The sequence below is a fragment of the Bradyrhizobium sp. SZCCHNRI2009 genome, from assembly GCF_032485115.1.
Classification (GTDB): domain Bacteria; phylum Pseudomonadota; class Alphaproteobacteria; order Rhizobiales; family Xanthobacteraceae; genus Bradyrhizobium.
In genome coordinates this window covers 57589-82588 of the sequence record NZ_JAUEUH010000005.1, presented here as the reverse complement: position 1 = coordinate 82588, position 25000 = coordinate 57589, and the positions used below count along the sequence as shown (strand labels likewise).

The 25000-nt window shown below is 66.5% G+C and carries 24 protein-coding genes and 1 tRNA gene; 11 read left to right on the top strand and 14 right to left on the bottom strand.

Going from position 1 to position 25000, the window contains the following annotated elements:
* Window positions 1-15: 15 nt before the first annotated feature.
* From QX041_RS18795 to QX041_RS18785, 3 genes are all read left to right on the top strand, one after another.
* Window positions 16-321 carry an RNA-binding S4 domain-containing protein gene (locus tag QX041_RS18795; protein ID WP_315752296.1) on the top strand — a complete coding sequence of 102 codons (306 nt, stop codon included), beginning with the start codon at window positions 16-18 and terminating at the stop codon, window positions 319-321.
* A 114-nt stretch (window positions 322-435) separates the two neighbouring features.
* Window positions 436-774 (top strand): ferredoxin FdxA, encoded by a 339-nt coding sequence (gene fdxA / locus QX041_RS18790; protein ID WP_315715248.1) that lies wholly within the window; start codon window positions 436-438, stop codon window positions 772-774.
* A gap of 501 nt (window positions 775-1275) precedes the next feature.
* The gene (locus tag QX041_RS18785; protein WP_316166232.1) at window positions 1276-2106 is read left to right on the top strand and encodes a CarD family transcriptional regulator; all 831 of its coding nucleotides are present in this window, start codon (window positions 1276-1278) and stop codon (window positions 2104-2106) included.
* Between the two features lie 363 nt (window positions 2107-2469).
* Here the strand turns inward: QX041_RS18785 and QX041_RS18780 are convergent, their stop codons facing one another.
* Both QX041_RS18780 and QX041_RS18775 read right to left on the bottom strand, forming a co-directional pair.
* Window positions 2470-3936 (bottom strand): M48 family metalloprotease, encoded by a 1467-nt coding sequence (locus QX041_RS18780; protein WP_315715427.1) that lies wholly within the window; start codon window positions 3934-3936, stop codon window positions 2470-2472.
* Window positions 3937-3984: 48 nt separating this feature from the next.
* A complete protein-coding gene (locus QX041_RS18775) occupies window positions 3985-4761 on the bottom strand; it encodes a thermonuclease family protein (RefSeq protein WP_316166231.1) in 777 nt (258 codons plus the stop codon).
* Between the two features lie 223 nt (window positions 4762-4984).
* On the opposite strand from QX041_RS18775, the gene QX041_RS18770 reads away from it, so the two are divergent.
* The 3 genes from QX041_RS18770 to QX041_RS18760 all read left to right on the top strand — a co-directional run bounded on the left by QX041_RS18770 (window position 4985) and on the right by QX041_RS18760 (window position 8064).
* Window positions 4985-6169 carry an ABC transporter substrate-binding protein gene (locus QX041_RS18770; RefSeq protein ID WP_316166455.1) on the top strand — a complete coding sequence of 395 codons (1185 nt, stop codon included), beginning with the start codon at window positions 4985-4987 and terminating at the stop codon, window positions 6167-6169.
* Between the two features lie 200 nt (window positions 6170-6369).
* Window positions 6370-7164 carry an enoyl-CoA hydratase gene (locus QX041_RS18765; RefSeq protein WP_316166230.1) on the top strand — a complete coding sequence of 265 codons (795 nt, stop codon included), beginning with the start codon at window positions 6370-6372 and terminating at the stop codon, window positions 7162-7164.
* Window positions 7165-7290: 126 nt separating this feature from the next.
* Window positions 7291-8064 carry a hypothetical protein gene (locus QX041_RS18760; RefSeq protein ID WP_316166229.1) on the top strand — a complete coding sequence of 258 codons (774 nt, stop codon included), beginning with the start codon at window positions 7291-7293 and terminating at the stop codon, window positions 8062-8064.
* A 110-nt stretch (window positions 8065-8174) separates the two neighbouring features.
* Here QX041_RS18760 and QX041_RS18755 read toward each other — a convergent pair whose 3' ends face one another.
* The 3 genes from QX041_RS18755 to QX041_RS18745 form a co-directional block, all read right to left on the bottom strand.
* On the bottom strand, window positions 8175-8981 hold the full coding sequence (locus QX041_RS18755; RefSeq protein ID WP_316166228.1) for an enoyl-CoA hydratase/isomerase family protein: 807 nt from the start codon (window positions 8979-8981) through the stop codon (window positions 8175-8177).
* 153 nt (window positions 8982-9134) lie between these two features.
* Window positions 9135-10292: an acyl-CoA dehydrogenase family protein gene (locus tag QX041_RS18750; RefSeq protein WP_315752289.1), complete on the bottom strand. Its 1158-nt coding sequence runs from the start codon at window positions 10290-10292 to the stop codon at window positions 9135-9137.
* 19 nt (window positions 10293-10311) lie between these two features.
* Window positions 10312-11376 (bottom strand): acyl-CoA dehydrogenase family protein, encoded by a 1065-nt coding sequence (locus tag QX041_RS18745; protein ID WP_315715255.1) that lies wholly within the window; start codon window positions 11374-11376, stop codon window positions 10312-10314.
* A 233-nt stretch (window positions 11377-11609) separates the two neighbouring features.
* Between QX041_RS18745 and QX041_RS18740 the strand changes: the two genes are divergently transcribed.
* Window positions 11610-12389, top strand: a complete 780-nt coding sequence (locus QX041_RS18740; RefSeq protein WP_315715256.1) for an SDR family oxidoreductase — start codon at window positions 11610-11612, stop codon at window positions 12387-12389.
* Window positions 12390-12444: 55 nt separating this feature from the next.
* Here the strand turns inward: QX041_RS18740 and QX041_RS18735 are convergent, their stop codons facing one another.
* From QX041_RS18735 to QX041_RS18725, 3 genes are all read right to left on the bottom strand, one after another.
* Entirely contained in the window at window positions 12445-12711 is a 267-nt protein-coding gene (locus QX041_RS18735) for a GlsB/YeaQ/YmgE family stress response membrane protein (RefSeq protein ID WP_315715257.1), read from the bottom strand.
* Window positions 12712-12745: 34 nt separating this feature from the next.
* Entirely contained in the window at window positions 12746-13330 is a 585-nt protein-coding gene (locus tag QX041_RS18730; protein ID WP_316166227.1) for a YidB family protein, read from the bottom strand.
* Between the two features lie 100 nt (window positions 13331-13430).
* Entirely contained in the window at window positions 13431-14132 is a 702-nt protein-coding gene (locus tag QX041_RS18725) for a hypothetical protein (protein WP_410051881.1), read from the bottom strand.
* Window positions 14133-14502: 370 nt separating this feature from the next.
* Between QX041_RS18725 and QX041_RS18720 the strand changes: the two genes are divergently transcribed.
* Window positions 14503-16629 carry an NAD(P)/FAD-dependent oxidoreductase gene (locus QX041_RS18720; RefSeq protein WP_316166225.1) on the top strand — a complete coding sequence of 709 codons (2127 nt, stop codon included), beginning with the start codon at window positions 14503-14505 and terminating at the stop codon, window positions 16627-16629.
* 28 nt (window positions 16630-16657) lie between these two features.
* On the opposite strand, the gene QX041_RS18715 is transcribed toward QX041_RS18720, so the two are convergent.
* Genes QX041_RS18715 through QX041_RS18705 form a run of 3 tightly spaced genes read right to left on the bottom strand, consistent with a single transcriptional unit; the run spans window position 16658 to window position 19165 of the window.
* On the bottom strand, window positions 16658-17602 hold the full coding sequence (locus QX041_RS18715) for a M28 family peptidase (RefSeq protein ID WP_316166224.1): 945 nt from the start codon (window positions 17600-17602) through the stop codon (window positions 16658-16660).
* A 25-nt stretch (window positions 17603-17627) separates the two neighbouring features.
* Window positions 17628-18245, bottom strand: a complete 618-nt coding sequence (locus QX041_RS18710) for a fused MFS/spermidine synthase (protein ID WP_316166223.1) — start codon at window positions 18243-18245, stop codon at window positions 17628-17630.
* Complete coding sequence (locus QX041_RS18705; protein ID WP_316166222.1) at window positions 18242-19165, bottom strand: fused MFS/spermidine synthase; 924 nt, start codon at window positions 19163-19165, stop codon at window positions 18242-18244. The genes QX041_RS18710 and QX041_RS18705 overlap by 4 nt, the downstream gene beginning before the upstream one ends.
* A 394-nt stretch (window positions 19166-19559) precedes the next feature.
* Between QX041_RS18705 and QX041_RS18700 the strand changes: the two genes are divergently transcribed.
* The 3 genes from QX041_RS18700 (at window position 19560) to QX041_RS18690 (ending at window position 22706) form a co-directional block, all read left to right on the top strand.
* A tRNA-Arg gene (locus QX041_RS18700) sits at window positions 19560-19636 on the top strand.
* A gap of 190 nt (window positions 19637-19826) precedes the next feature.
* Window positions 19827-20519, top strand: coding sequence for a flavin reductase family protein (locus QX041_RS18695; protein ID WP_315715264.1), 693 nt, complete (start codon window positions 19827-19829; stop codon window positions 20517-20519).
* A gap of 81 nt (window positions 20520-20600) precedes the next feature.
* A complete protein-coding gene (locus QX041_RS18690) occupies window positions 20601-22706 on the top strand; it encodes a tetratricopeptide repeat protein (protein WP_316166221.1) in 2106 nt (701 codons plus the stop codon).
* 38 nt (window positions 22707-22744) lie between these two features.
* Here the strand turns inward: QX041_RS18690 and QX041_RS18685 are convergent, their stop codons facing one another.
* The 3 genes from QX041_RS18685 to QX041_RS18675 form a co-directional block, all read right to left on the bottom strand.
* A complete protein-coding gene (locus QX041_RS18685) occupies window positions 22745-23131 on the bottom strand; it encodes a hypothetical protein (protein WP_315752282.1) in 387 nt (128 codons plus the stop codon).
* Between the two features lie 238 nt (window positions 23132-23369).
* A complete protein-coding gene (locus tag QX041_RS18680) occupies window positions 23370-24407 on the bottom strand; it encodes an LLM class flavin-dependent oxidoreductase (protein WP_315752281.1) in 1038 nt (345 codons plus the stop codon).
* A gap of 147 nt (window positions 24408-24554) precedes the next feature.
* On the bottom strand, window positions 24555-24791 hold the full coding sequence (locus QX041_RS18675; RefSeq protein ID WP_315752280.1) for a hypothetical protein: 237 nt from the start codon (window positions 24789-24791) through the stop codon (window positions 24555-24557).
* Window positions 24792-25000 lie beyond the last annotated feature (209 nt).

The following is a 25000-nucleotide window of genomic DNA, read 5'->3' as shown; positions in this document are numbered from 1 at the left end:
GATCGGTTGGCAAGATTGGTTGGAAGGACAACGCCGACGTCCGACACCCCGTCAGAGCGCCAGCGCCTCGACAAATGGCTGTGGCATGCGCGGCTGGTGAAGGCGCGCACCAGCGCCGCGGCGCTGGTGTCGTCGGGGCACGTCCGGGTCAATGGTGTGCGCGAGACCTCGCCGGGCCATGGGGTGAAGACCGGTGATGTGCTGACCATCGCGCTCGATCGCAGCGTGCGCGTTCTCAAGGTGACCGGCTTTGCCGAGCGTCGCGGCGATGCTGCCTCGGTGCGCGGACTGTACGATGATCTGGATGGCGGACGATCCTGATCTATTGCGCCAGAGCAATGTCCGGTTCAGTTCTTCGCCCCGCTTCACTTGCGGCACATCACGTCCTGCGCTAGTCCAAGCCAGCCGAATTGTCGATCCGTTCCGGAGCCTTGGATGACTTACGTCGTCACCGAAAACTGTATCAAGTGCAAATACACCGATTGCGTTGAGGTCTGCCCGGTAGACTGCTTCTACGAGGGTGACAACATGCTGGTCATTCATCCGGACGAGTGCATCGATTGCGGCGTGTGCGAGCCGGAATGCCCGGCCGACGCGATCAAGCCGGATACCGAGCCGGGTCTGGAGAAGTGGCTGGGTGTGAACGCTGAATATGCCAAGTCCTGGCCCAACATCACCCAGAAGAAGGACCCGCCGGCCGACGCCAAGGAGCACGACGGCGAGGATGGAAAGTTCCAGAAATATTTTTCGTCGAAGCCCGGCGCCGGAGACTGACGGTCGTCTCGCTACCTGCGAGGCACCAGCGCGCCCCGTCCTGCGGGGCGCCATCGCGCCGATCGAAATCGTTGCGCGGAAACAATGGCCTAGAACACCTCATGCGGTGAGCGGGAACCGCTGCATGAGTTGTTCTATTCCGGCACGTTGCACTTAACCCTAACTTCGTGGATCCGTCACAATACCGCCCCTGCGGCCTCTAAATCATTGATTTTTGCGGCAAATGTGCTATATATAGCACATTCTCAGAGCCGAACCCGGCCATGCGTAACCTTTTTTGGCCGCCCTTTTAGGTTCCCGCAACATCAAACAGGGGCGTGGCAGTTCCGCGCGCAGGCTGTGTCACAGAAAACGCGTAAAAAGAGTGCTTCCAAGAGTACAAAAAAAGCCGCCGCGGCCAGCCGCAGCGTTTCCAAGGGCCGTGCCCGGGCTCCTGTAAAGGAGATTCGGGCTGCCGCGAAGGCCTCGGCTGCCAAGTCCACCAAGAACAAAAGAAGCGCAATGCCTGAAAAGACTGCCAAGACTGCCGCGAAAGCATCCGCCGCGAAGACCACTCTTGCAAAGGACTCTGTTGCCAAGGCTGCGCCTGCCAAGGCCGCCGCTGCGCCCAAGGCTGCCACCAAGACCGCCGTTCCCGCGGCCGCTGCCCCTGTTGCCAAGCCCGCCGTCGCCGCCAAGCCGGCTGTTCCCGCCGCGGCCGCGCCGCGCGTCGAGGAAAAGAAGCTGCCGACCCAGCGCCAGGGCTTCAAGACCAACGAATTCGTCGTCTATCCGGCTCACGGCGTCGGCCAGATCCTGGCCATCGAGGAGCAGGAGATCGCGGGCGCCAAGCTCGAGCTGTTCGTCATCAACTTCATCAAGGACAAGATGACGCTGCGGGTGCCGACCGCCAAGGTCGCCAATGTCGGCATGCGCAAGCTGTCCGACCCGGCGCTGGTGAAGAAGGCGCTGGAGACCCTGAAGGGCCGTGCCCGCGTCAAGCGCACCATGTGGTCGCGTCGCGCCCAGGAATACGAAGCGAAGATCAATTCGGGCGACATCGTCGCGATCGCCGAGGTCGTGCGCGATCTCTACCGTTCGGAGTCGCAGCCCGAGCAGTCCTACAGCGAACGCCAGCTCTACGAAGCAGCGCTCGACCGTCTGTCGCGCGAGATCGCCGTCGTGCAGCACTCGACCGAGACCGAGGCCGTCAAGGAGATCGAGACGCAGCTCGCCAAGAGCCCGCGCCGCGGTGCCAAGACCGAAGCCGATGCGGTCGCCGAAGGTGATGCCGACGCCGAGGGCGATGATATCGACGGCGACGACACCGCCGTGGCCGACGAGGCCGCCTGATCGACCGTTTGCGCGTTTTCTAATTAGTTGCTTAGCAAAGCCCGGCCGCGAGGTCGGGCTTTTTGCTTTGCGCGTTTCGCCGCGACCCTCGCGCGGCTGGACAGACGATAGCGGATTGTCGCCAAAGGCCGCACCATCACATAAAAGGCCGCAACCGTAGCCCGCTCGCGCCCCGCGCAGGCCGACCGGAGCAGCGATACCGGCGCGCTGGCGCGGCTCAGGCAGATGGTCGCCTATATCGAGCGGCGCGAGCCAGTGTTCGGCGGAGCGCAACCTGCGCGACGACCGCCGTCAGGCTGGCCGTTCTGAGCAGATCATTTCCGAAGTCGTGGGCCGGCTGCTGGAAGGCGCGTTCGCGTCCGCTCACTCCACCACGATCTTGACGCGGTCGCGGACCTTGACCTGGGCGCGGGCGTCGAGGCCGTTGAGAACGCGGAAGCGCTCGACCGGGCGGTCGACGCCGGTCATGCGGTGCGCAAGCGATTCGACGGTATCGCCCGGCTGCACGGTGATCACCTTGATCCGCAGCGGCCGGGCCGACTGGATCTCCTCCAGGCTGAGCCGGCGGAACGAGTTCACCGTCTCCCGCGCATTGCGCTCGCTCTCGGTGGATTTCTGCCGCGAGGCGAAGATGAAACGGTAGACGTCGCTGCCGACGCGCAACGCGTAGACCTTGAACTGCCAGGGATCGCCGCTCGCCGTGGTCGAGGCCGCTGGGAAGCCGTTGATCGTCAGCTCCTCGGTCGCCGACTTGTCGACGTTCTCCATCCAGCCGGAATTCAGATAGTCGCCGAGCGTCTGCTGGGCCGGCACGCGCACCACGTCGAAGCGCATCGCCTGCGCGCCGCCTTCGCGCACGCCGATCACCGCCTGCGCGGTGTTGTCGAGCGTGAAGTTCTCCGGCGCCTGGAAGGTGAAGCCGAGCTTCGGATGCAGGAAGCGCCGGCCGCGCACGAAGCCCTCGCTCGGGTCCTCGCCGTAGACGATGTTGTCGACTGCAGCCAAGTAGGTCTCGCGGTCATGCTCCCTGGCCTCGGGGGAGACGTATTGCTTGGCGATGGCGGCGGCGTTCTGCACCCGCTCCGGCGTCGCCGGATGCGACGACAGGAAGTCCTGCGCGCGCGGGTCGATTGCGACTTTACCGGCCTTCAACTCGGCATTGCGCTCCATCGAGCTCAGGAAGCGCGCCGCGCCGTAGGGATCGAACTTCGCCTTGGCGGAGATGCCGACGCCGATGCCGTCGGCCTCGAACTCCTGAGTGCGCGAGAAGCTCGCCATCGTCAGCTTGGTCTTGGCGAGCGCCAGCGCCGTCAGGTCCGGATCGTTGCCCATGTCTGAGACGACGCGGGTCACCACGGCGGCCTGCCGCGCCTGGTCCTCGCGGATCGCGGCATGGCGCGCCAGCACGTGCGCCATCTCGTGGCTCAGCACCGACGACAATTCGGAGGTGTCGTTGGCGAGCGCAATCAAGCCGCGTGTCACGTAGAGCTGGCCGGTCGGCAGCGCGAAGGCGTTGACCGCACCGGAATTCAGGATCGTGACCTTGTAGCCCTGGTCGGGGCGATCGGACACGGCCACGAGCCGGTCGACGATCTTGCCGATCAGGCCCTCGAGCTGGGGATCCTCATAGGCGCCGCCATAGGTTGCGAGAATGCGCTCGTGCTCGCGATCACTCGCCGGCGTCGTCTGCACCATCGCCGGCTTCGGCCGTGGCGTCGGCATCGGCGCCGTCGCCTGCTGCAACTTGCCCATGTCGCTGCAACCGGCCAACGCCAGTCCCAGGCACAGCAGCGCCGGTGCGATCCGCGAACCGCAGTTCATCACCGTCATGCGCTTTCGAACAGACAGGTTCACGTCGCTACTCACGTACCTCAGCGGTCAATTCCCGCTCAAAATCTCGATCTGGGCAGTCTGTGTCAGTTCCAGTCTCGGACCCGCATGCGCCTCAACCCAACCGCGCACGCGAACCTGCCGATTCGCAAGTGATTTGACGTCGATACCGGCACCTTCCAATACCGCCATCATACGCTTTGGAATAATCACCGCGAAGCCCCGTGTCCAGCTACGAGCGAAGTTCAGATAAGTTGTTGTCCCCGTCTGTCGTACGGACAACACCTTCCCTTCGACAACCGTAAATAGCCCTACGCGAGACAAAATATCGTCTGGACTTTCCGTGTTTTTTATGACGGTCCCAATCTTCCAGAGGCCGCGCCCGGCGCTGCGTGCCTCGGCTTCCGCCGCGCCCAGGCTGAGGGCGCAATCCCGGTCGGGCAGGTCGACCCCGCGCAGCACGGCGCCCTGCCGGAGCAGCTCGCTCTGCACTGGCTGGTCTGCGCCGGCCACGAACGCGAAGGCCCGCTGCCGGCCATAGCGGTCAGGGGTGTCGTCCTCTCCGCGCAGCACGACGTCGCGGCCGCGCAGCAGCACGCCCAGCGCTTCCATCGACGTCGCGCGCTGCTCCTCCGGCGGCACCTCGATGCCGGCGAGCCTGACCTCGCGACCGTCGTCGAGACGGAAGCTGCGTGCATCGATGATCTCGCTGACGTGGCCTTCGCCGAGCTCCGCGAACATGCACGGTGTGGCGTGACTCGCCGACATCATCGCGATGGTCGCGACGCTCGCGCCGAGCGCGATCAGCCTCCGTCTGCTCCGCATCCTGCGCTCTCTCGTCATGCTGCATCATCGCACGAAATTTCCATTCCACTGAGCGGAAAGCGGCGACCGGCGACGCTTTTGCTGAGCGTGCTGAGCGCTTGCCGCATGCGAAAGCGTGGGCCATGATGCGAACTATCAAAGAGGCCGTCGCCATGTAGCGACGCGCCCGGCAGGGAGGATATCGATGAGCAGAACCATCCGCGGCGCGGCGGCGTCGTTGTTCATGCTGGCGTCGGCGCTGACGTTGTCCGCAGGCGTGGCGCATGCGCAGAGCAAGCCGCCACTGAAGATCGGCGGCATTCTCGACATGTCGAGCCTCTACGCCGACATCACCGGTCCCGGCAGCGAGACCGCGGCGAAGATGGCGGTGGAGGATTTCGGCGGCGAGGTGCTGGGCCGCAAGATCGAGGTGATCGCGGCCGACCATCTCAACAAGGCTGATCTCGCCGCCAACATCGCGCGCGACATGCTCGACAACCAGGGCGTCGAGATGATCTGGGATGTCGCAGCCTCCGCCACCGCGCTGGCCGCCGGCGAGATCGCCAAGGCGCGCAACAAGATCATCATCTTCAATGGTCCCGGCTCTGTCAGGCTCTCCAACGAGGCCTGCGGCCCGTTCACCGTGCACTACGTGTTCGACACTTTTGCGCAGGCCAACGTCACGGGCCTGGCGGCGGTGAAGTCTGGCCTCGACAGCTGGTTCTTCCTGACGGCGGACTACGCGTTCGGCCAGGATCTGGAAAAGGACACCACCGCCGTGGTGGTGAAGTCGGGCGGCAAGGTGCTCGGCAGCGTGCGTCATCCGCTCAACACCTCGGACTTCTCCTCCTTCCTGCTGCAGGCCCAGGCCTCCAAGGCCAAGGTGATCGGGCTCGCCAATGCCGGCGGCGACACCATCAACGCGATCAAGCAGGCGGCCGAGTTCGGCATCAGCAAAGGCGGCCAGAAGCTGTCGCCGCTGCTCGCCTTCGTCTCCGACATCGACAGCGTCGGGCTCGAGACGGCGCAGGGGCTGCTGGTCGCGGAAGCGTTCTACTGGGATCTCAACGACGACACCCGCGCCTTCACCAAGCGCTTCATGGAGCGCACCAAGCGCGTGCCGACCTCGGCCCAGGCCGGCGTGTATTCCTCCGTCACGCACTATCTGAAAGCCGTGAAGGCCGCGGGCACCACGGATGCGGACGCCGTCATGAAGCTGATGCGGGCGACCCCGATCAACGACATGTTCGCCAAGGGCGGCCGCATTCGCGAGGACGGCCGCATGGTGCACGACATGTATCTGTTCGAGGTCAAGAAGCCATCGGAATCGAAGAGCAGGTCCGACGACTACAAGCTGCTCGCGACCGTGTCTGGCAACGAGGCGTTCCAGCCGCTGGAAGCGTCGCGCTGCCCGCTGGTGAAGAAGTGACGGCCGGGGCGACGGCATTCCGGGGCGCGCCTGAGCAAGGCGCAAACGCTGCCGCGACATCCGTCGTTCCGGGGCAACGCGCAGCGTTGAACCCGGAACCTCGATGTGAGTCCATCAGCTCGGGATTCCGGGTTCGACGCTGACGCGTCGCCCTGGAATGACGGAGACATAACACCGGGAAACAACAAGGAGCGCCGGCCATGACCACCAACACCACAGTTCTGCAGCACCTCGAGTCCGGCCTGCTCACGATCACGATGAACCGGCCGGAGCGGCGCAACGCGCTCAACAGCGACTTGACCAAGGGCCTGGTCGAGGCGGCGCATCGTGCGGCCAATGATCCGGATGTGCGCGCCGTGCTGCTCAAGGGCGCCGGCGGCACGTTCTGCGTCGGCGGCGACGTCAAGGCGATGGCCGAAGCCAAGACCGCGCCCTCGTTCGAGACCAAGGTGACGACCTTGCGCGAGCGCATGGAGGTGTCGCGGCTGCTGCACCAGATGCAGAAGCCGGTGGTGGCGCAGATCGACGGCGCGGCCGCCGGCGCCGGCCTGTCGATCGCGCTGGCCTGCGATCTGCGGGTGGCCGGCGAGTCGGCCAAGATCACGACGGCCTTCGCCAAGGTCGGGCTGTCGGGCGATTTCGGCGGCACCTATTTCCTCACCCAACTGCTCGGCAGCGCCAAGGCACGGGAGCTGTATCTGACCTCGCCAGTCCTGACAGCGCAGGAGGCGCTCACCCTGGGCCTGGTCACCAAGGTCGTGCCCGACGCCGAGGTCGAAGCGGCCACGCGCGCGCTGGCGATGTCGCTGGCGCAGGGGCCGAGCGTGACGCTCGGCTACATCAAGCGCAACATCAACAATGCCGAGACGATGACGCTGGAGGCCTGTTTCGACGCCGAGGCGATGCATCACTCGCGCTGCAGCGACACCGAGGATCACAAGGAGGCGGCGAAAGCCTTCGTCGAGAAGCGCGCGGCGGTGTTTCAGGGCCGATAGCTCCGCGTTCTCCGTCATTGCGAGCGCAGCAATCCAGGGTTATGGCCTGAGCTCTGGATTGCTTCGCGTCGCTCGCAATGACGCCGCGGGCTTGTGTGAACAGGGGATTTCGCAAAGAGGGCTGCGATGGCTTACCTCCACCTCCGTCAGATCTGCCTGGTCGCGCCCCGGCTCGAGCCGGTGGTCTCGGACATCGCCGCGATCATGGGGCTGGAGGTCTGCTACCGCGATCCGCATGTCGGCAAATACGGGCTGGAGAATGCGCTGCTGCCGGTCGGGCCGATCCTGCTCGAGGTGATCGCGCCGACCCGCGAGGACACCGCGGCGGGACGCTTCCTGGACAAGACCGGCGGCCGCGGCGGCTACATGGCGATCTTCGCCTGCGATGATCCCGATGGCCGTGCCGCCCGTGCCAACGAGATGGGTGTGCGGACCGCCAACGTCATCGATCATCCGCCCTATCACGGGGTGCAACTGCATCCCCGCGACTGCCGCGCCGCCTTCATCGAGCTCAATCACACCGAGGGCAGCGACGATGTGCTCGGCCCGTATCCGCCCGCCGGGCCGGATTGGACGCGAGCGATCCGCAGCGACGTGACGTCGGCGCTGACCGAGGTGGTGCTGCAGAGCCCCGCGCCGGCTTCACTTGCCGCGAATTGGGGGCGCATTCTCGATGTGGTGCCGACGGCCGGCAGCGATGGTGTTGAGCAGTTGTACTTGCCGAACGCCCGTATCCGTGTCGAACCCGGCGAGCGCGAACTCATGAGCGGCCTGACGTTCCGCGTCGCCGATGCTGCACGTGTGGCCGACGCTGCGCGCGCCCGTGGCTATGCGGTTTCAGGCGGTTGCTTCACAACTGGCGGCGTTGCCTTCGCGTTGCAGGGGGCGGTCGCCAATTAGTCGATCGGCATGCCCGAGCTTGACCGGGCATCCACGTTCTTCTTTCCTCGTATCAAGACGTCATGGCCGGGACGAGCCCGGCCATGACGTCGATCGAAGCTCGCGGTTCGTCACCGCCCCTTGAAGTTCGCGAAGCGCCGCTCCTCCGTTGCCTTGACGCCTTCCTTGAAATCCTCGGTCGCGCGCAGCCGGGTCTGTTCGGCGAGCTCGTGCTCGGTTGCTGTCATCACACGGTCGGCGAGATTGGCGCGCATCGTGGCGCGGGTCGATAGCAGGCCGAGCGGCGAGCATTCGGCGATTTCCGCGGCGAGCTTCATCGCAGCTGTCCGCACCTGGTCCTGCGGCACGCATTCATTGGCGAGGCCCATCCTCAGCGCTTCCTCGCCGGTGACGCGGCGGCTGGTGTAGAACATCAGCTCGGCGTTGTTCTTGCCGACCAGTTCCGGCAGCGTCACCGTCAGCCCGAAGCCGGGATGGAAGCCGAGCTTGGTGAAATTGGCGGAGAAGCGCGCTTCCGGACAGGTGACGCGGAAGTCGGCCGAGACGGCGAGGCCGAGCCCGCCGCCGATGGCGGCGCCGTGCACGGCGGCGACCACCGGTTTCTTGCAGCGGAAGATCCGCACCGCCTGCATGTAGAGATGGTTGATCGCCCCGAGGCTGTCGGCCGGATCGCCTTTGGCGCCGGCCGCTTCCTGCGCCTGGCGCGCCGGATCGGTGAAATTGGCGCCGGCGCAGAACGCCTTGCCCTGCGCCGCCAGCACCGAGGCGCGGATCTCGATGTCGCGGTCGAAGCCTTCGAGCGCGTCGGCGATCTGGTTGATCAGCGCAATGTCGAAGAAATTGAGCGGCGGCCGGCGAATCTCGATCAGGCCGACATGGCCGTGGATCTCGACGCCGATGTCAGGGAAGTGGGTCATGGTGGGTCTCCGATTCTGCTTCTCCAGCGTCATTGTGAGCGCAGCGAAGCAATCCAGACTGTTGGTGCGGTCCTGGATCGCTCTCTGCGCTCGCGATGACGGAGCTACTTCCCCGCGCGTGCGGCTGCGACGATCGCGGCGTGTCGTCGACCCTCACCTTAATCCCAGCCCGCGCGCGATGATGCCGCGCAGCACCTCGGTGGTGCCGCCCTGGATCGTCAGCTTCGGCGCGGTCTGCATCGCAAAGGTCAGCTGGTTCTCCAAGGTTTCGCGATTTCCTGCGTTCTCCTCGACGAACGCGGCGAGGTCGCGGACGCGGTGCGGCAGCTGCTGCTCCCAGATCGTGCCGACGTCCTTGACGATCGAGGCCTCGACCACCGGCTCCTTGCCGGCCTGCAGCATGCCGGCGACCGACACCGACATCCGCCGCATCGTGTGCAGCTGAGCCACCAGCCGGCCGATGCCCTCCGCGCTGCGCGTGTCGGGGTTGGGACCGACCGCGCGCACCAGCTCGGTCAGCACGTAATAGGTTTCGAGGAAGCGCTCCGGTCCCGAGCGCTCATAGGCGAGCTCGGAGGTCGCTTGCTTCCAGGCGCCGTCGATCTCGCCGAGCTGATGATCGTCCGGCACGAAGGCGTCGGTGAAGACGACCTCGTTGAACTCCTTCTGCCCGGTGATCTGCCCAATCGGGTTCACCTTGATGCCGGGCGTTTTCATGTTCACCAGGAACTGCGTCAAGCCATGACGCCTGTTCTCCTTGGTCGACGGCGAGGTGCGGAAGATCGCGATCATGTAGTCGGCCATGTGCGCCGACGTCGTCCAGATCTTCGAGCCGTTGATCAGCCAGCCGCCCTCGGTCTTCGTCGCGCGTGTCTTGGCGGCGAACAGGTCGGAGCCCGAGTTCGGCTCGCTCATGCCGATCGCGAAGCACAGCTCGCCGCGGCAGATGCGCGGCAGGATGTCCATCTTGATATGCTCGGGCGCGTAGCGCAGCAGGATCGGCCCGCTCTGCCGGTCGGCGACGAAGAAGCGCCTGACCGGCGCGTTGGCGACGCGCATTTCCTCGGTCACGACGTAGCGCTCCAGGAACGAGCGCTCGTGGCCGCCATATTGCTTCGGCCAGGTCATGCCGATCCAGCCGCGCGCGCCGACGCGGGCTGCAAACTCGCGCGCGTCGGCGTCCTCGCGCTTGGGCTGGTACGGGTTGAAGGTGCCGGCCGCGATCTCATCAGCGAGGAAGGCGCGCACCTCCTTGCGCAGCTCCTCGCATTCCCTCGGCAGCCGGATCGGATCGAAACGAAGTGCGCTCATGCAACAATCCTCTTCGTGGTCAGCGCGAGGCGACCAGCGGCCACAGCTCATCGGCGCCGCGCGCAGCGACGCGCTTGCCGAGCTCGACGGCCCAATGACTCTCGGAGCCGAAATCGTCGCGCCAGGCCAGCGCGCGCAGCGAGAAGCGGTGCAGGATGTGCTCGGTGGTGAAGCCGATGGCTCCGTGGACCTGATGCGCGATCGCCGCGCCCTTCTCGGCGGCCTCGGCGCAGCGGATCTTGGCCGCGGCGGCTTCGAGAAACACCGCCTCGTCGAATGCGGCGGCCCGCGCGATCGCATCCGCGGCGGATGTCGCGGCCGCGCTCGCGGCGGCGCTCTCACCGGCCAGCCGTGCCAGGTTGTGCTGCACCGCCTGGAATTTGCCGATCGGCTTCTCGAAGGCGACGCGCTCACCCGCATAGTTGACGCTGATCGCGAGCAGCCGATCCAGCGCGCCGGCGATCTGCAGTCCGCGGGCGACGCCGCCCATCAGCATCAAGGTGGTGGCGTCGAAGCCGGCCGGTGCCGGCCGGCATGCCAGCGGCATGATCTTGTCGAACGTCACCGTGTCGCTGGGATCGTTGGCGAGGTTGAGGCCCGCGTCGATGCGCAGCCGCGCGGTCTCGACCAGCGCGATCGACACGCCGTCTCCGCCCTCGGCGAGCACGGCAACGTGCTGCGCCGTCCTTGCGAACGGCACGCCGCGGGCACGGCCGGACAAGGTGCCGTCAGTGTCGAGCGTGATCCGGTCCCTCGGATGAGCCGGCGCGATCGTCATGGCGCCGTCGGGGGAGGCAATGCCGCCTTGTTGCAGCAGCCAGCCCGCGAGCAGCGTCTCGGCCAGCGGCACCGCAATCGCAAAACGGCCGGCGGCATTGATGATCTCAAAGCCATCGGCGAGGTCAGTGCCGGCGCCGCCGAACTCCTCGCCCACCCAGGCGAGCGTCAGGCCGGCCTCGCTCAGCGCCCGCCACAGCGGCGCCGTCCAGCGGCCGTCCTTGTCGTGGTTGATCGTCTGCGGGTCGGCGAGATCGGCGAAGATCCTTTCCGCGGTCGCAACGACGATGTTCTCAGCTTCCGCCACAGCGCTCCTCGCCCTCGTTGTCGTCGGTCTCGGCGCGCCATGTCCTGCGCGCGCCGGCGATGTTTTGCCGGCATGATGAGCGCAAGCGACGGCCCTGACAAGCGTAGCCCGCTGCAGGGCCCCGTCCGCTCGCCGCATGGAGGCGAGCGATTTCCGCGCTGCGGAGATTGTGCCGATTTTGCAGATGCAGCGATGTTGGCTAAGAAGAAGCAAGGCAAACAGGGAGGTGCGGAATGGCTGAAGGTCTGTGCGCGGTCGTGACGGGGTCGGCGTCCGGCCTCGGAGCCGCGACCGCGTTGCTGCTGGCGAAGGCCGGCATGCGCATCGTCGTGAACTATTCGAACAGCAAGAGTGAAGCCGAGCAGACCGCTGATCTCTGCCGCAAGGAAGGAGTCGAGGTCGTCGTCATTCAAGGCGACGTGTCGCGCGATGAGGATTGCCGCAAGATCGTCGCCGCCGCTGCGGCTTGGGGCCGGCTGGATGCCCTCGTCAACAATGCCGGCACCACCAAGCACGTGCCGCACGATCAGCTCGATGGCCTTTCGGCGGAGGATTTCCAGCGCATCTTCGCAGTCAACACCATCGGCCCCTTCCAGATGGTGCGCGCCGCGCGGCCGCTGCTGGAAGCGGCGGCCAAGGCGACGGCGCGTGCGTCCGCGGTCGTCAACGTCTCGTCGGTAGCCGGCATCAGCGGCATCGGCTCGTCGGTCGCCTACGCCGCCAGCAAGGGCGCGCTGAACACGATGACGCTATCGCTGGCGCGCGCCCTGGCGCCTGCGATCCGCGTCAACACCGTCTGCCCCGGCTACATCGATACGCCCTGGTTCACCAAGGGCCGCGGCGAGGCCGGTGCCAAGCAGGTGCGCGATGCGGTGGTCGCGCGGGTGCCGCTGCGCGCGGCTTCATCCGCTGAGGACATCGCGCAGCTCGTGGCGTTCCTGGCGAGCCCGGCGTCAGGCCACATGACCGGCGAGGTCGTGCGCATGGATGCGGGGATGCATCTGTTGGGGTGAAATCGTCATGGCGAGCGGCCGCTGTGGTCGCTCGCCATGACGTGGCGCGCGGCCGTTACCGATTGAAATCGCGGATCGTGCCGCTCGCGACCAGCCTGTTCCAGATGAACAGCACCACGATCGCGCCGAGGGTTGCGGTCACGTAGCCCGCGCCCTGGTCGGGGCTGTAATGGCCGATGGCCTGCCCGATGGCGGTGGCGATGAACGCGCCGACGATTCCGAGCACGATGGTCAGGATGAAGCCGGAGGGATTGTTGGGACCCGGCGATAGAAGCCGCGCCAGGAAGCCGGCGACCAGCCCGACGATCAGAATGTGCAGCATGAGTCTCGTCCTTCCCGTCAACGATCGCGGAGCGTCAGATCCGGCCCGCCAACTCATGCTCGGTCGGCAGCCGACCGTCCGGCGTGAGCTGATCGATCACTTTCGGCAGGTACTGGCTCAGCCCGTTCAACAGCTCGTCGCGCGACAGCCCGCTCTGCGCGGTGAGCTGATCGATCTGATCGGCGCCGAGCGCATTGGCGAGATCGCCGGGCGAGATCGGCTTGTTCTCGCCGGGGGAGACCCAGGAGTTCGCGGTGTCGCCATGGCCTTTGTCCTGGAACTGGCGCAGGAGATCGCCGAGCCCGCCCGACAACACGCTGCCGGCCGCGCCGCCCGCAAGCAGGCCGCCCAGGCCGCCGGCGATGATGTTGCCGAGGCCGCCACCAAGCGCACCGCCGAGCGGTCCGCCTTGATTCCCGGTCGGCTGGGGCGGCGGGACTGGCGCAGGCGCCGCGTTCGGCTGCTGTCCATTCTGCGAGAAATGCTTCACCGCTTTCCACGCCAGCAAAGCGAGGATCGCCATCGTCATCGGCGACATGCCGCCGTTCCTCTGCGTGGTCGGATGACTCGGCCCGCTCGGGCCGTTCTGCATGCCGTTGAGGATATCGAGTAGACCCATGACCTGCTCCTGCGCCCCGCGCCGACAAACCTATGGGCTTGCACGCGGCGTTACAAGCCGCGGTCAGATTCGTCGCACAGGGGAACGTGTCGCGCGCGGCTCAGTTCCGGGCTTCGGCCCGTTTTGGCGCCTTGGCTCCGGGCGGTGCGGCTGCGGCCTGGCTCGGGCCGGTGAACATCCGCTTCAGCTCGTCGAGCTTCTCCGACAGGACTGGAAAGTTGCACGAGAACGAATCGCGGCGCCAGCCGTCCTTGGCGCATTGCGCTGCCTTGATGCGGGCGCGTGCCTCCACGTTCGACGCCGGCGGTGGCAATCCGCCCTGCGCGGTCGCGGCCGGGGGCTTGTTCGGCCGTTGCGGCGGCGGGGCCGGCATGGCCGGCTTCGGCGGCTCGATCGCGGCCCGCGCCGTCATGTCCCGGAGCGAGGGCTGGAGGTCCTGCGTTTGCGGCCGCGACATCATCGCCGAACTCATGTTGGCGTGGCGCTGGCGCTCGAGGTATTGCGTATACTGCTGGTCGATGAACTTCTGCTCTTCGGCCGTGGGATTGGGGCCGGCGATGTCGAAGCTGCGATCCTGCATGAAGTCGTAATAGACGTAGCCGCCGCCCGGCTTCCGTCTCCCGGCAAATTTCGCGTTGCATTGCGCCAGCGCCGCCGTCTTCTCCTCCTTGGAGGCGGACTTCTCGGCAGCGTCGGCACACTCCTCGAAATCCGTGGGGGAGCGGCTCCACCATTCCGCATGCGCGCGTTGAGGTTGCACGGCAGGCAGGCAGGTGATCGCTGCAAAGACCAGTACTGGCAGGCGGGGTGGGTACACGAACGGTAATCCTCAGCGGCTCCCCGCCTCAGATGACGGGAGATTGTCGCCATTTTGCGGCGGGGTGTGACTCCAATGCTGCGTAAATTGAGACTTTCTTCTTTATCTGCCGTGGTTCCGTGATCTCGTTGCCACAGTCGGGCCGGCAATGACGGCAGCGCCGTTCGTGAATCGCGCCTTGCTGTGGCGCCGGAACGATACGCAGCATTTTTCCACCATTTTCATCCCGCCGTAGTTGACGAAACTAATCTTGACGTTGGAAAGATTGGTGTTGACGAGACCGGGCAAGCGCTCCTATGAATATCTTGACAATGGAAAGATGAGCTGCGCCGCCCGGTGCGGAGGAGAGGCTGCGATGAAAGTGTTCCTCACGGTCAAGCTGGCGCTGTTGCCGTTCGTCGCGTTCTGGACCCTGCTGGCCTGGCATCAGCCGGCATGGGCGGTGTGGTCCGCGCTGGCCCTGGCGCTCGCCGCCAACGTCTGGCGAGCCTCCCGGAGCGAGCTCGCGCTGCTGGAGCTCGGAAGCCTCGCCCTTTTCGTCGTGCTGGCGATCGCCAACGACGTCGCGCCGAATTGGACGGCCGGCAACGCGCTGTGGCTGTCCTTCGCAGGGCTCGGCCTCATCAGCTTCGCTTCGCTCGCCGTCGGCCGTCCCTGGACCGCGGACTATTCCCGCTCGGCCTATGCCGACAGCGCCTCGACGCCCCAATTCCACCTGATCAACATGATGATGACCGGGCTCTGGGGCGTCCTGTTCCTGGTCCTCGGCCTGTGCCGCTGGGCCGGCGTCGCCTCCTGGATCGCGACGATGATCGTCGTCGGCGGCGCGCTGATCTCGATCTTCGGCCCGCGCTTCGCAATTCGCCAGGCCTTGCTGCGCATGCGGGCCGCGCGCGAGGAGTGCCATTGGCCGGCACCGGGCTTCACCCCCGCGGCCGGCGTCGACTGCGACGTCGCGGTGATCGGCGCCGGAATCGGCGGGCTGACGGCCGCCGCCCTGCTCGCGGAGTCCGGGTTGAAGGTGAAGGTGTTCGATCACCACGTGGTGCCGGGCGGCTTCTGCCACACTTATCTTCGCAAGGCTCACCACGACAACAAGCCGGTGCTGTATCGCTTCGATGCAGGGCCGCACGATTTCTCCGGCGTCTGGCCGGGCGGGCCTGTCGACAGCGTGCTGCGCCGGCTCGGCGTCGCCGACCGCATCCAGTGGCGGCGGGTCACCCACTCCTACCGTCTCGCCGGCCGCCGCGTCGACGTGCCAGCGGACTGGCGTGCTTATGTCCGACTGCTCTGCGAGATGTTTCCCGCCAGCGCGGACGGGCTCACCCGGCTGTTCGACACCATCCATGCCATTTTCGAAAGCATGTACGCGACGGGGCAGGGTCGCAGCGGCATTCCCGGCATGCCCGCCACATTGGAGGAGATGCTGGCCTTCCCGCGCAAGCATCCGCAGGCGTTCAGGTGGATGAACCGCCCGTTCGATGAGCTCGTCGCCGCCCATGTCTCCGATCCCGAACTCATCTCCTATCTCAATGCGCTGTCGGGCTATCTCGGCGACGGCAGCGAGACGCTGAGCTGCGCCCAGATGGTCCCGATCTTCGGCTACTATTTCAAGGGTGGCTTCTATCCGGTCGGCGGCTCCGGCCGCCTCGCGGACGTGCTCGCCGAGGCGGTCACCGCCAGGGATGGCGAGGTGCATCTGAAATCTAGGGTCACCCGCATCCTGGTCGAGGAGGGCCGCGCCGTCGGCGTCGTGCTCGGCAACGGCCGCACGGTCCGCGCGCAGGCGGTGGTCTCGAATGCCGATCTCGGCCGTACCTTCACCGAGCTTCTGAGTCCCGACGATCTGCCCGCCGGTTTTCGCGAGCGTGCCCGCACCCTCGCGCCGGCGACGTCGTGCTTCTCGGTGCATCTCGGCCTCGACATGGTGCCCGACATCGCGCCCGCCACGCATCTCGATACGCCGATGGGAATCGGCCTTGCCGTGATGTCCAAGCTCGACCCGTCGGCGGCGCCAGAAGGCCATGCGACGATGACGATCATCACCCTCGTGCCGCACGATCAGGCCACGCGCTGGTTTCCGGGCGAGGGCGGCGACGACTGGAAGGCGTGGCGGCGCTCGCCGGACTACGAGGCCCGCAAGCAGCAGCTCGGCGATGCCATGGTTGCCGCTGCCGCGACCGTCATTCCCGACTTGTCCAGGCATATCGTCTATCGGACCGACGCCAGCCCGGTGACCTATGCACGCTATGATCTCGCCAGCGCCGGCGCGATCTATGGCGTGGCGCAGTCGGGACGGCTGAAGGGCGCCAAGGCGCCGGTGCGCAATCTCGTCATCGCCGGCGGCGGCAATGCCGGAGCGGGCGTCGAGGCCGTGGTGATCTCGGGCGCGGAGGCGGCCGAGGCGCTGGTGCCGGGTCTGCTGGCGCGCGCGTCGGCAGTCGCGTCGGACGCGGTGACGGCGCGGCCGCGGGCGGCGTGAGCGCGGCGCCTGCCGCAGCTCGGGCGTATCAAGGCGTGTAGAGGTAGCGCAGCAGGGTGCGGCCGACGGTCTCCAGGCTCTGCGCCGAGCACTGCTCGATCGTATCCTGCGTGGTGTTGAAATAGGGCTCGTAGTCGAAGTCGATGACGAGGAAGCTCGGAATGCCGGCCTGCTGCAGCGCCGTGTGGTCGTCGCTGATCGGATACGCCGTGGGCTCCGGCGAGAACGCCGATGGCGCGATACGGCTGCCGATGCTCCAGAACCTCTTGACCTCGGGCAACGCCGAGTCCAGCGACGACGGCTCCGGCTGCAGCTTGAGATCCTTGTCGCAGACCATGTCGAAATCGACTGCCTTCTCCGGCTTGTGCGTCGGATAATAGGTCTTCAGGTTGGCCGCGAAATGCGGCGAGCCCAGCGGGCGCCAGGTCGGATCGCCGGCGCCGAGCGATTTCGGCCCCTCCTCGCCGTCGAAGAAGATCATGTCGATGCCGACGTCGGGCTTCGGCGACAGCGACAGCACGCGTGCGGTCTCGAGCAGCAGCGCCACCGCCGAGGCGGAGTTGTTGGCGCCCGGCATCGGTGCGTCCGGCGATTTGGGATCGCGATAGGCCTTGATGATGCTGTCGTAATGGGTGGCGACGATGACGCGCCGCGGGTTCTGCACCTGGAAGCGGGCGATGATGTTGGTCAGCGGGATCGCCTTGCCGTCATCGCCCTTGGCGGTGAAGCTCTGCGTGAGCACGGCGTCCGCCGCGCTCTTGGCCATCGCTGCCTTGATGTAGTCGATCGTTTTCTGATGTCCCGGCTCGCCCATCGATCGCGGCGTGAACCGCAGCAGATCGGCGATGACAGCCATTGCGCGCTGACCGTCCCACAATTCGATCTGCGCGTCCGCGGCGTAGGCGGTCGGCGACATCAGCAGCAATACGGCCGCTGTCGCGGTGGCGGCGAGGCGAGGCCAGAACTCAGTCATCCGCAAAGCTCTTCAATGATGGAAATCAGGACGTCTTCTTGCCGAAGGGAATGAACAGGATGCCGGCGCAGCCAGCCAGCGCCACGGCGAAATAATAGGTGATCGCGCGCGAGCCGATCGTCGGAATCAGCGCAAACGTCGTGACCAGCGTGCCGACGACGTTGCCGATGGTCGAGACGCCGTAGACCAATCCGGCGACACGGCCGGCCTCGCTGGCCGAGCGCGTCAACAGGCTGACGGCGATCGGCGAGAAGGTGCCGAGCAGGGTCAGCGGCACCAGCAGCAGCGCGGTCGAGGCCATCAGCGTCGCCATCGGTCCGTCGCCGATGCTGTCGAGGATGTCGGCCATGACGGTGTCGGCGGTCGCCGGCACCAGCGCCATGTAGGCGGCGGCGATCAGGATCATGGTGCCGATGGTGCGCGTCGTCGGCTGCCGGTCGACGATGGCGCTGCCGGCGAAATAGCCGATCGCGAGCGCGCACAGCACGGTCGAGATCAGGCTGGCCCAGGCGCCGATGCCGCTGCCGAAATACGGGTTGAGGTAGCGGCTGCCGAGCATCTCGAAGCCCATCAGCACGCAGCCGACCAGGAACGAACAGAGATAGATCGCCAGCATGCCGGCGCGGGACACCGGCGCGCTCATGGCAGCTTCTTGTTGTGGCGCTCGATGCTCTTCAGCGCCTCGACCGGCGCGAAGTCGTCGGTCAGCACCTTGGCCTTGGCGTCGATCACCTGGCCGTTATCGATGTCGATGCGCTTGCGCTGCGCCAGCATGTCGGCGAGCTTGTAGCGGAAGCCGAATTCCTTGTCGCGCTCCTGCGCGATGGCGGCGAGATCCTCGGGCTTCCGCTCGTCGCCGGGATAGGCGACCATCACGATGTTGCCGCCGGCCTCGTAGAAGTCGACCTGCGGGAACACGCTGTGGATGGTCTTGACCGCGGCGTCGAACAGCATGGTCGACGGCTCGACGTTCTGCGCCACCACGCCGCCCTCGGCGAGATGCTCCTTGACGAGCTGGTAGAATTCCTTGGTCAGCAGGTGGAACGGCACGAACGGTCCGCGATAGGCGTCGATCAGGATGATGTCGTAGCGCTCCTTGGATTCCTGCACGAACAGCCGGCCGTCGCGGTTGGCGACGTGGAAGTTCGGCTCCTCCTTGATGCCGAAATACTTCTTGGCGAGCTCCAGCACGGTCGGATCGAGCTCGACCGAGGTCACCTGCATCTTGGGCAGGAAGCGGTGCAGGTACCAGGCGGTGCGGCCGCCACCGAAGCCGATCTCCAGGACCGAGCCGACATTCTTTGCGTACATGACGCTCGCGGTCATGAAGCGGGTATAGTCGACCGGCAGATCGAGCTCGTCCTGGGTGTTGTAGACGCTCTCGGTATAGATGCGCCGGTTGTGACCGAACGTCATGCTGCGGTAGGGCGCCTGCTCATAGACATAGATGTTGTTGTAGAGCGACTCCTTCGACTCCAGCAGGTGGCGGGTGTCCTGCGCGCTTGCGGCGGCGATGGAGAGGAAGCTTGCGAACACGCCTGAAATGACCGACCGGATGAGCATCGACTTGTCTGTGTCCCTCGGCTGAAATGGGCAGGCGCGCTGAATCAAGCGGATCTCGTGGCGCCGGACGCCTGGCCCGGCCACGAGATGCGCTCAGGCACGACCAATACGGCAATCCCGAGGCCGGGTTCCGGATTGGCGCCGTTCTCTTAGACCATCGGCTGCCGTCCGGATAGTCAAACCGCCCCTCCCAAACGGGGGTGTGATCGGGCATGAGCGGCCCCGCTCTAACCGGGATCGCGCGGCTGCGTTCCCGTCGCCGTCCCCTCAGGGGACCCGAACATCGTTGTGCCCCGGTCGGCCGCCCGGTCCAGGCTCCGACCGGAGAGGCTTCCGGTCGGTGGCCGGGTCTGCTATGGAGGCGGCGAAGCAGGTGCACTTCGGTGCAGGCTCCGGTCCCGTAGCTCAGCTGGATAGAGCGGCGGTTTCCTAAACCGTAGGTCGCATGTTCGAGTCATGCCGGGATCGCCATCTGCCGCAGCCTTGCACGCGCAGACAATCTCCAGATCAAACCCAGGGCGCGCCTGATCCGGCCCGTTCGGGAATCGGGTGGAGCGCTTCGCTGCCATCGAGGAACTTCTTCGGGTGAGACGGCGGCCTGAGCCCCGTCCGCGCGGCGCGCGCAATCGCCGCCGAGATGCATCACCCTGGAGAGCTTTCCATGCATACGACCATCGAGCCGGGCATCCTCTATTTCGGGACGCCGGTCGTCCTCATCAGCACCGTCAACGAGGACGGCGGCTTCAATCTCGCGCCGATGTCGTCGGCATTCTGGCTCGGCTGGCGCTGCATGCTGGGCCTCGCCGCCGGATCGAAGACGCCGCAGAACATGCGCCGCACCGGCGAGTGCGTGCTGAACCTGCCGTCGGTCGATCTCGTCGCCGCCGTCGATCGCCTGGCGCTGACCACGGGATCGGACCCGGTGCCGGCGATGAAGCAGCGCAAGGGCTATCGCCACGTGTCCGACAAGTTCGCCGCCGCCGGGTTGACCGCAACGGCGTCGGAAACCGTTGCGGCTCCGCGCGTCGCGGAATGCGCGGTGCAGCTCGAAGCCCGCATCGAGTCGGTGCATGGCATCGCCGACGACGACGCGATCCTGAAGGGGCACATCCAGTGCTTCGAGGTGCGGGTGCAGCGGGTCCATGTCGATGAGGCCATCCTGATGGACGGTACGCGTGACCGCATCGACCCGGACAAATGGCGGCCGCTGATCATGAGCTTCCAGCAGTTCTATGGCCTGGGCGCGCGCCTTCACGAGTCGCGGCTGGGCACCATTCCGGAGGCGGCCTATCGCACGCCCGACGTCGAGCGCGCCCGCGAGGCGGCCATGCGGATGGAGGTGGCGGCAGGCTGAGCCGGCTCGGCCTGGAGTCTCGCCTGAAATCGCCCGGCCGCACGTTGAAGCTTGCATTCGAGTGCGAGAGGTGGGGACATCATGGGGGCTGTGGCTGCCGACCGGCTGCTGATCGAGGCGGCTGATCATTACAATGCGGGGCGCGCCGGTCCGGCCAAGGCGCTGTGCAGCGACATCCTCCAAGCGGTGCCGGATCATCTGCCGGCGTTGCATCTGTCCGCGATCCTCGCCTTCGCCGACGGCGGCATGGCGGAGGGTGCGGAGCTGCTCGGGCGCGTCTTCGCCCGCGATCCCCACCATGCACCGGCCTATGTCACGCTCGGCGATGCGCTCGCCGTGAAAGGCGAGCGCAAGGGCGCCGCCGATGCGTTCGCGCGCGCAGCGGCTTTGCGGCCGCTCGATGCGGCGATTCACAGCAGGCTCGGCAGCGCGCTGCTCGAGCTGTCGCGCTTCGCCGAGGCCGAGGCCGCCTATCGCCATGCGCTGACGCTCGATCCCGCGCTCGGGCACGCGCGCTGGAATCTCGCGCTCGCCTTCAACCGGCAGGGGCGACTTGCCGAGGCGGAAGCGGCTTATCGCGAGTTGCTCGAGCGCGAGCCCTCCTATCCCGGTGCATGGCGGGCGCTGGCGCATGTGCTCGCCGACCAGGCCAGATATGACGAGGCCGTGCCCGCCTATCTGCATGCGCTGGCGGCGCAGCCGGCCGATGCGGGCCTCCACCTCGCCCTCGGCGACGTGCTCTACAAGCAGCGCGCCTACGCTGACGCCGCGATCCATTACCGCCGCGCCGGCGATCTCGCGCCCGGCGATGCCAACGCTGCACGGCTGCTCGGGCACGCGCTGCATGAGGCCGACCGCCCGGCCGAGGCCGTCGAGGCCTATCGGCGCGCCGCCATGCTCGATCCCACCGATGTGGTCGTGCTCAGCAATCTCGCGGCCTGCCTGTGCGGGACGGGCCAGCTCGATGCGGCCATTGCCGCCTGCGAGCACGCGCTGGCGCTGCAGCCCGATCACGCCCCGGCGCATACCAATCTGGGCATCATCCACGAGATGCGCGGCGAGACCATCGAGGCCGTCGCGGCGCATCGCCGCGCCGTCGCCTCCGATCCCGGTTACGCCAAGGGTCACGCCAACCTCGCGGTGGCGCTGCGCAACGCGGGCGACATCGACGCGGCGCTGGCCGCCTCGCATCGTGCGATCGCGCTGGCGCCCGACAATGCGCTCGCCCGCTACAATCACGCGCATTTCCTGCTGATGTGCGGCGACCTCGTGAACGGCTTTGCCGAGCATCGCTGGGGCCGCGACTGTCCGGACCTCTCCGCGGGCATGCCCCGCTTCGACGCGCCGCAATGGCAGGGCGCGCCGCTCGACGGACGCACGCTGCTGCTGTTCGCCGAATATGGCATCGGCGATGCGCTGCAATTCGTGCGCTACATCGATCGCGTCAGGATGATGGGGGGACCGGTCGTGCTGCAGGTGCAGCCGGCGATCGCGCCGCTGCTGCGCTGTCTGGAGGGCGTGACCGTGGTGCCACGCGGCGCGCCGCTGCCGCCATTCGACCTGCAGGCACCGCTGATGGATCTGCCGCGCATCTTCGGCACCACGCTGGAGACGATCCCGGCCGAGGTGCCTTATCTCGCGGCCGATCCGATCAAGATGGCCGCGTGGCGCAACGTGCTCGGGCGCGCGCCGTCGTTGAAGGTCGGCGTCGTCTGGGCCGGCAATCCCAGGCACAAGGGCGACCGCCAGCGCTCGCTCACCGCGCAGGCGGTGCTGCCGCGGCTGGTGATGCCGGGCGTGCAGCTCTATTCCTTGCAGAAGGAGCCGCGGCCGGACGATGCGCTAGGGCTCGCCGAGCTTGGCACCGACGTCATCGATCTCGCGCCGTTGCTGAGCGACTTCGCCGAGACCGCGGCCGCCGTCGCCGCGCTCGATCTCGTCATCTCCGTCGACACGTCGGTGGCGCATCTCGCCGGCGCGCTCGGCCGTCCGGTCTGGGTGCTCTTGCCCTATGCGCTCGACTGGCGCTGGTTGCGCGATCGCGCCGACACCCCGTGGTATCCGACCATGCGGCTGTTCAGGCAGGAGAAGCCGATGGCTTGGGACGGTGTGCTGGCGCGGACGGCAGGGGAGCTTGCGCGGCTGGCGGCAGGCGAGCGCGGGCCGTTGTTGCCCGGGCTGGTATGAGGCGGTGAGCGATGTCGAAGGCTGACAGGGCCTGACGCTTATCGCATGGCCATGCGTGCGAGACCGGTCTGATCCGAGCGCGTGGACGGAAACGACAATCGCCACAAGCTGAAGAGCATCGGGAGTTGGAAAACGAAGCTGATCGCCGCAGCGCCCGCCAGCACCTCGAAACGTTGTGCCTCGATCAGGGCCTTGGCGCTCGGGACCACGTGGACCAGGCCGTCGGCGACGTAGACAAGCGCAACGGTCCGCCAGATGTTGGCGGACAGCCAGCCCATCCTGAAGGCGTGATCGAACAGCGCGAGCAATCCGCCGAGCGCGAGCGTCGAGCTCGCCATGTGAGACGGCGTGTCGTAGAAGCCGGGCTCCAACGCGGCCTGGACGAACCAGAGTCCGTAGACCACCGCGACGATCTTCAGCAACATCAGTTCGTTCCCAGGCTCGCGAGCTTGTCGTCTGCCTCCGGGCAACCGATCGGATTGCGCCCCCTTGATCGGAGCAGGCACGCGCGACATCGAGCCTACGATGCGTGTCACGAAGGCTCTATTAATCGGCTCGCTTGGATTGTCCTGAACGAGCCGTTTTGCTCGCGCCTTTGATCCAGGTCCCGTGATGCAAGGGCCGGGCGCAGTTGCGGACATGGTGAAGGACCGCGTAGCCGGCCTACTGCTCCGCCAGCAACTCCCTCACCCTCGGCACCACCACCTTGCCATACAGCTCGATGCTCCGCATCAGTTTCGCATGCGGCAGCGGACCGGCTGAGTATTTCAGCTGAAACCGCGACAGGCCGAGCGCCTTGATCGTCGCGGCGATCTTCTGCGCCACGGTCTCCGGCGAGCCGACATAGAGCGAGCCGTGATCGGCCTCCTGGACGAACTCGTCGCGGCCCATCGGCGGCCAGCCTCGCTCGCGGCCGATGCGGTCGCGCATGGTCTTGTAGTCCGGCCACAGCTCCTCGCGCGCCACTTCGTCGGTGTCGGCGACATAGCCCGGCGAATGCACGCCGATCGGCTTCGTCTCGCGGCCGAACTGCTTGAGCGCGCGATGGTACAGCTCGACATAGGGCGCGAACCGTTTCGGGTCGCCGCCGATGATCGCGAGCATCAGCGGCAGCTCGTAATGCGCGGCGCGCACCACGGACTCGGGACTGCCGCCGACGCCGATCCAGGCCCTCAGCCGTCCATGCTCGACCGGCGGATAGACCAGTTGATCCCTGAGCGGCGGGCGCAACCGGCCCTGCCAGGTCAGTGGCTGCTGCGGCAGCAGGCTGACGAACAGATCGAGCTTCTCCTCGAACAGCGCCTCGTAGTCCTTGAGATCGAAGCCGAACAGCGGGAAGGACTCGGTGAACGAGCCGCGGCCGAGGATAACCTCGGCGCGGCCGTTCGACGCCGCGTCCAGCGTCGAGAAGCGCTGGAACACGCGGATCGGGTCATCCGAGCTCAGCACCGTCACCGCCGAGCCGAGCTTGATCTTCGTGGTGCGCGCGGCGATCGCCGCCAACGCCACCTCCGGCGCCGAGATCGCGAAATCGCCGCGATGGTGCTCGCCGAGCCCGATGAAATCGAGCCCGAGCTGGTCGGCGAGCACCGCCTCCGCGACGACGTCGCGGATCACCTGGGCATGCGAGGCCATCGCGCCCTCCGCGTTGCGGGTGACGTCGCCGAACGTGTCCAGGCCGAATTCGATCGCTGTGCTCATGTCTCATTCCGTTGCGTCGGGCCGTCATACGGCCTCTGCTCGTCAGCTGGAAGGGGCCGCACCGGATTGCAAGCGGAGGAAAGCGAAACACAAGGTTTCCGTGAGCTTGAGCGCATCACGAGAAGGTTGGGCCGTCGCCATTCTCCGTCATTCCGGGGCAATCGTCGATGCGCAGGCGCGGAGCGGCTGCGTGTTGACGATTGAACCCGGAATCTCGAAGTCGTTCAGAATGGACGCAAGACAATATCGAGATTCCGGGTTCAAGGCCTCTCGGCCTTGCCCCGGAATGACGGTGGTCGTGATACCGAGCGGATCAGACGGTCCGGACGACCGGCAAAAATTTTTTCTTTCGTTTTTCCAGAAAGTATGCTCTACTGCGCCCATCCTGCCTCATCGATGAGGGGCGTACGCGCGGTCGTCACGAGACGCGAGGCAGGGATGCGGTGGCCGTAGCGGGTCGCAGCGCGGTGTCGCGCCGACGAACGATCCGATGCGGACAGTCAAGTCGCGTGGTCCTGGCCTCCCGATGCTGAGGTCAAGCCGGATGATGGTGCGGAAGCGCATCACGCCGACGATGGGGGCAACACAGCCGG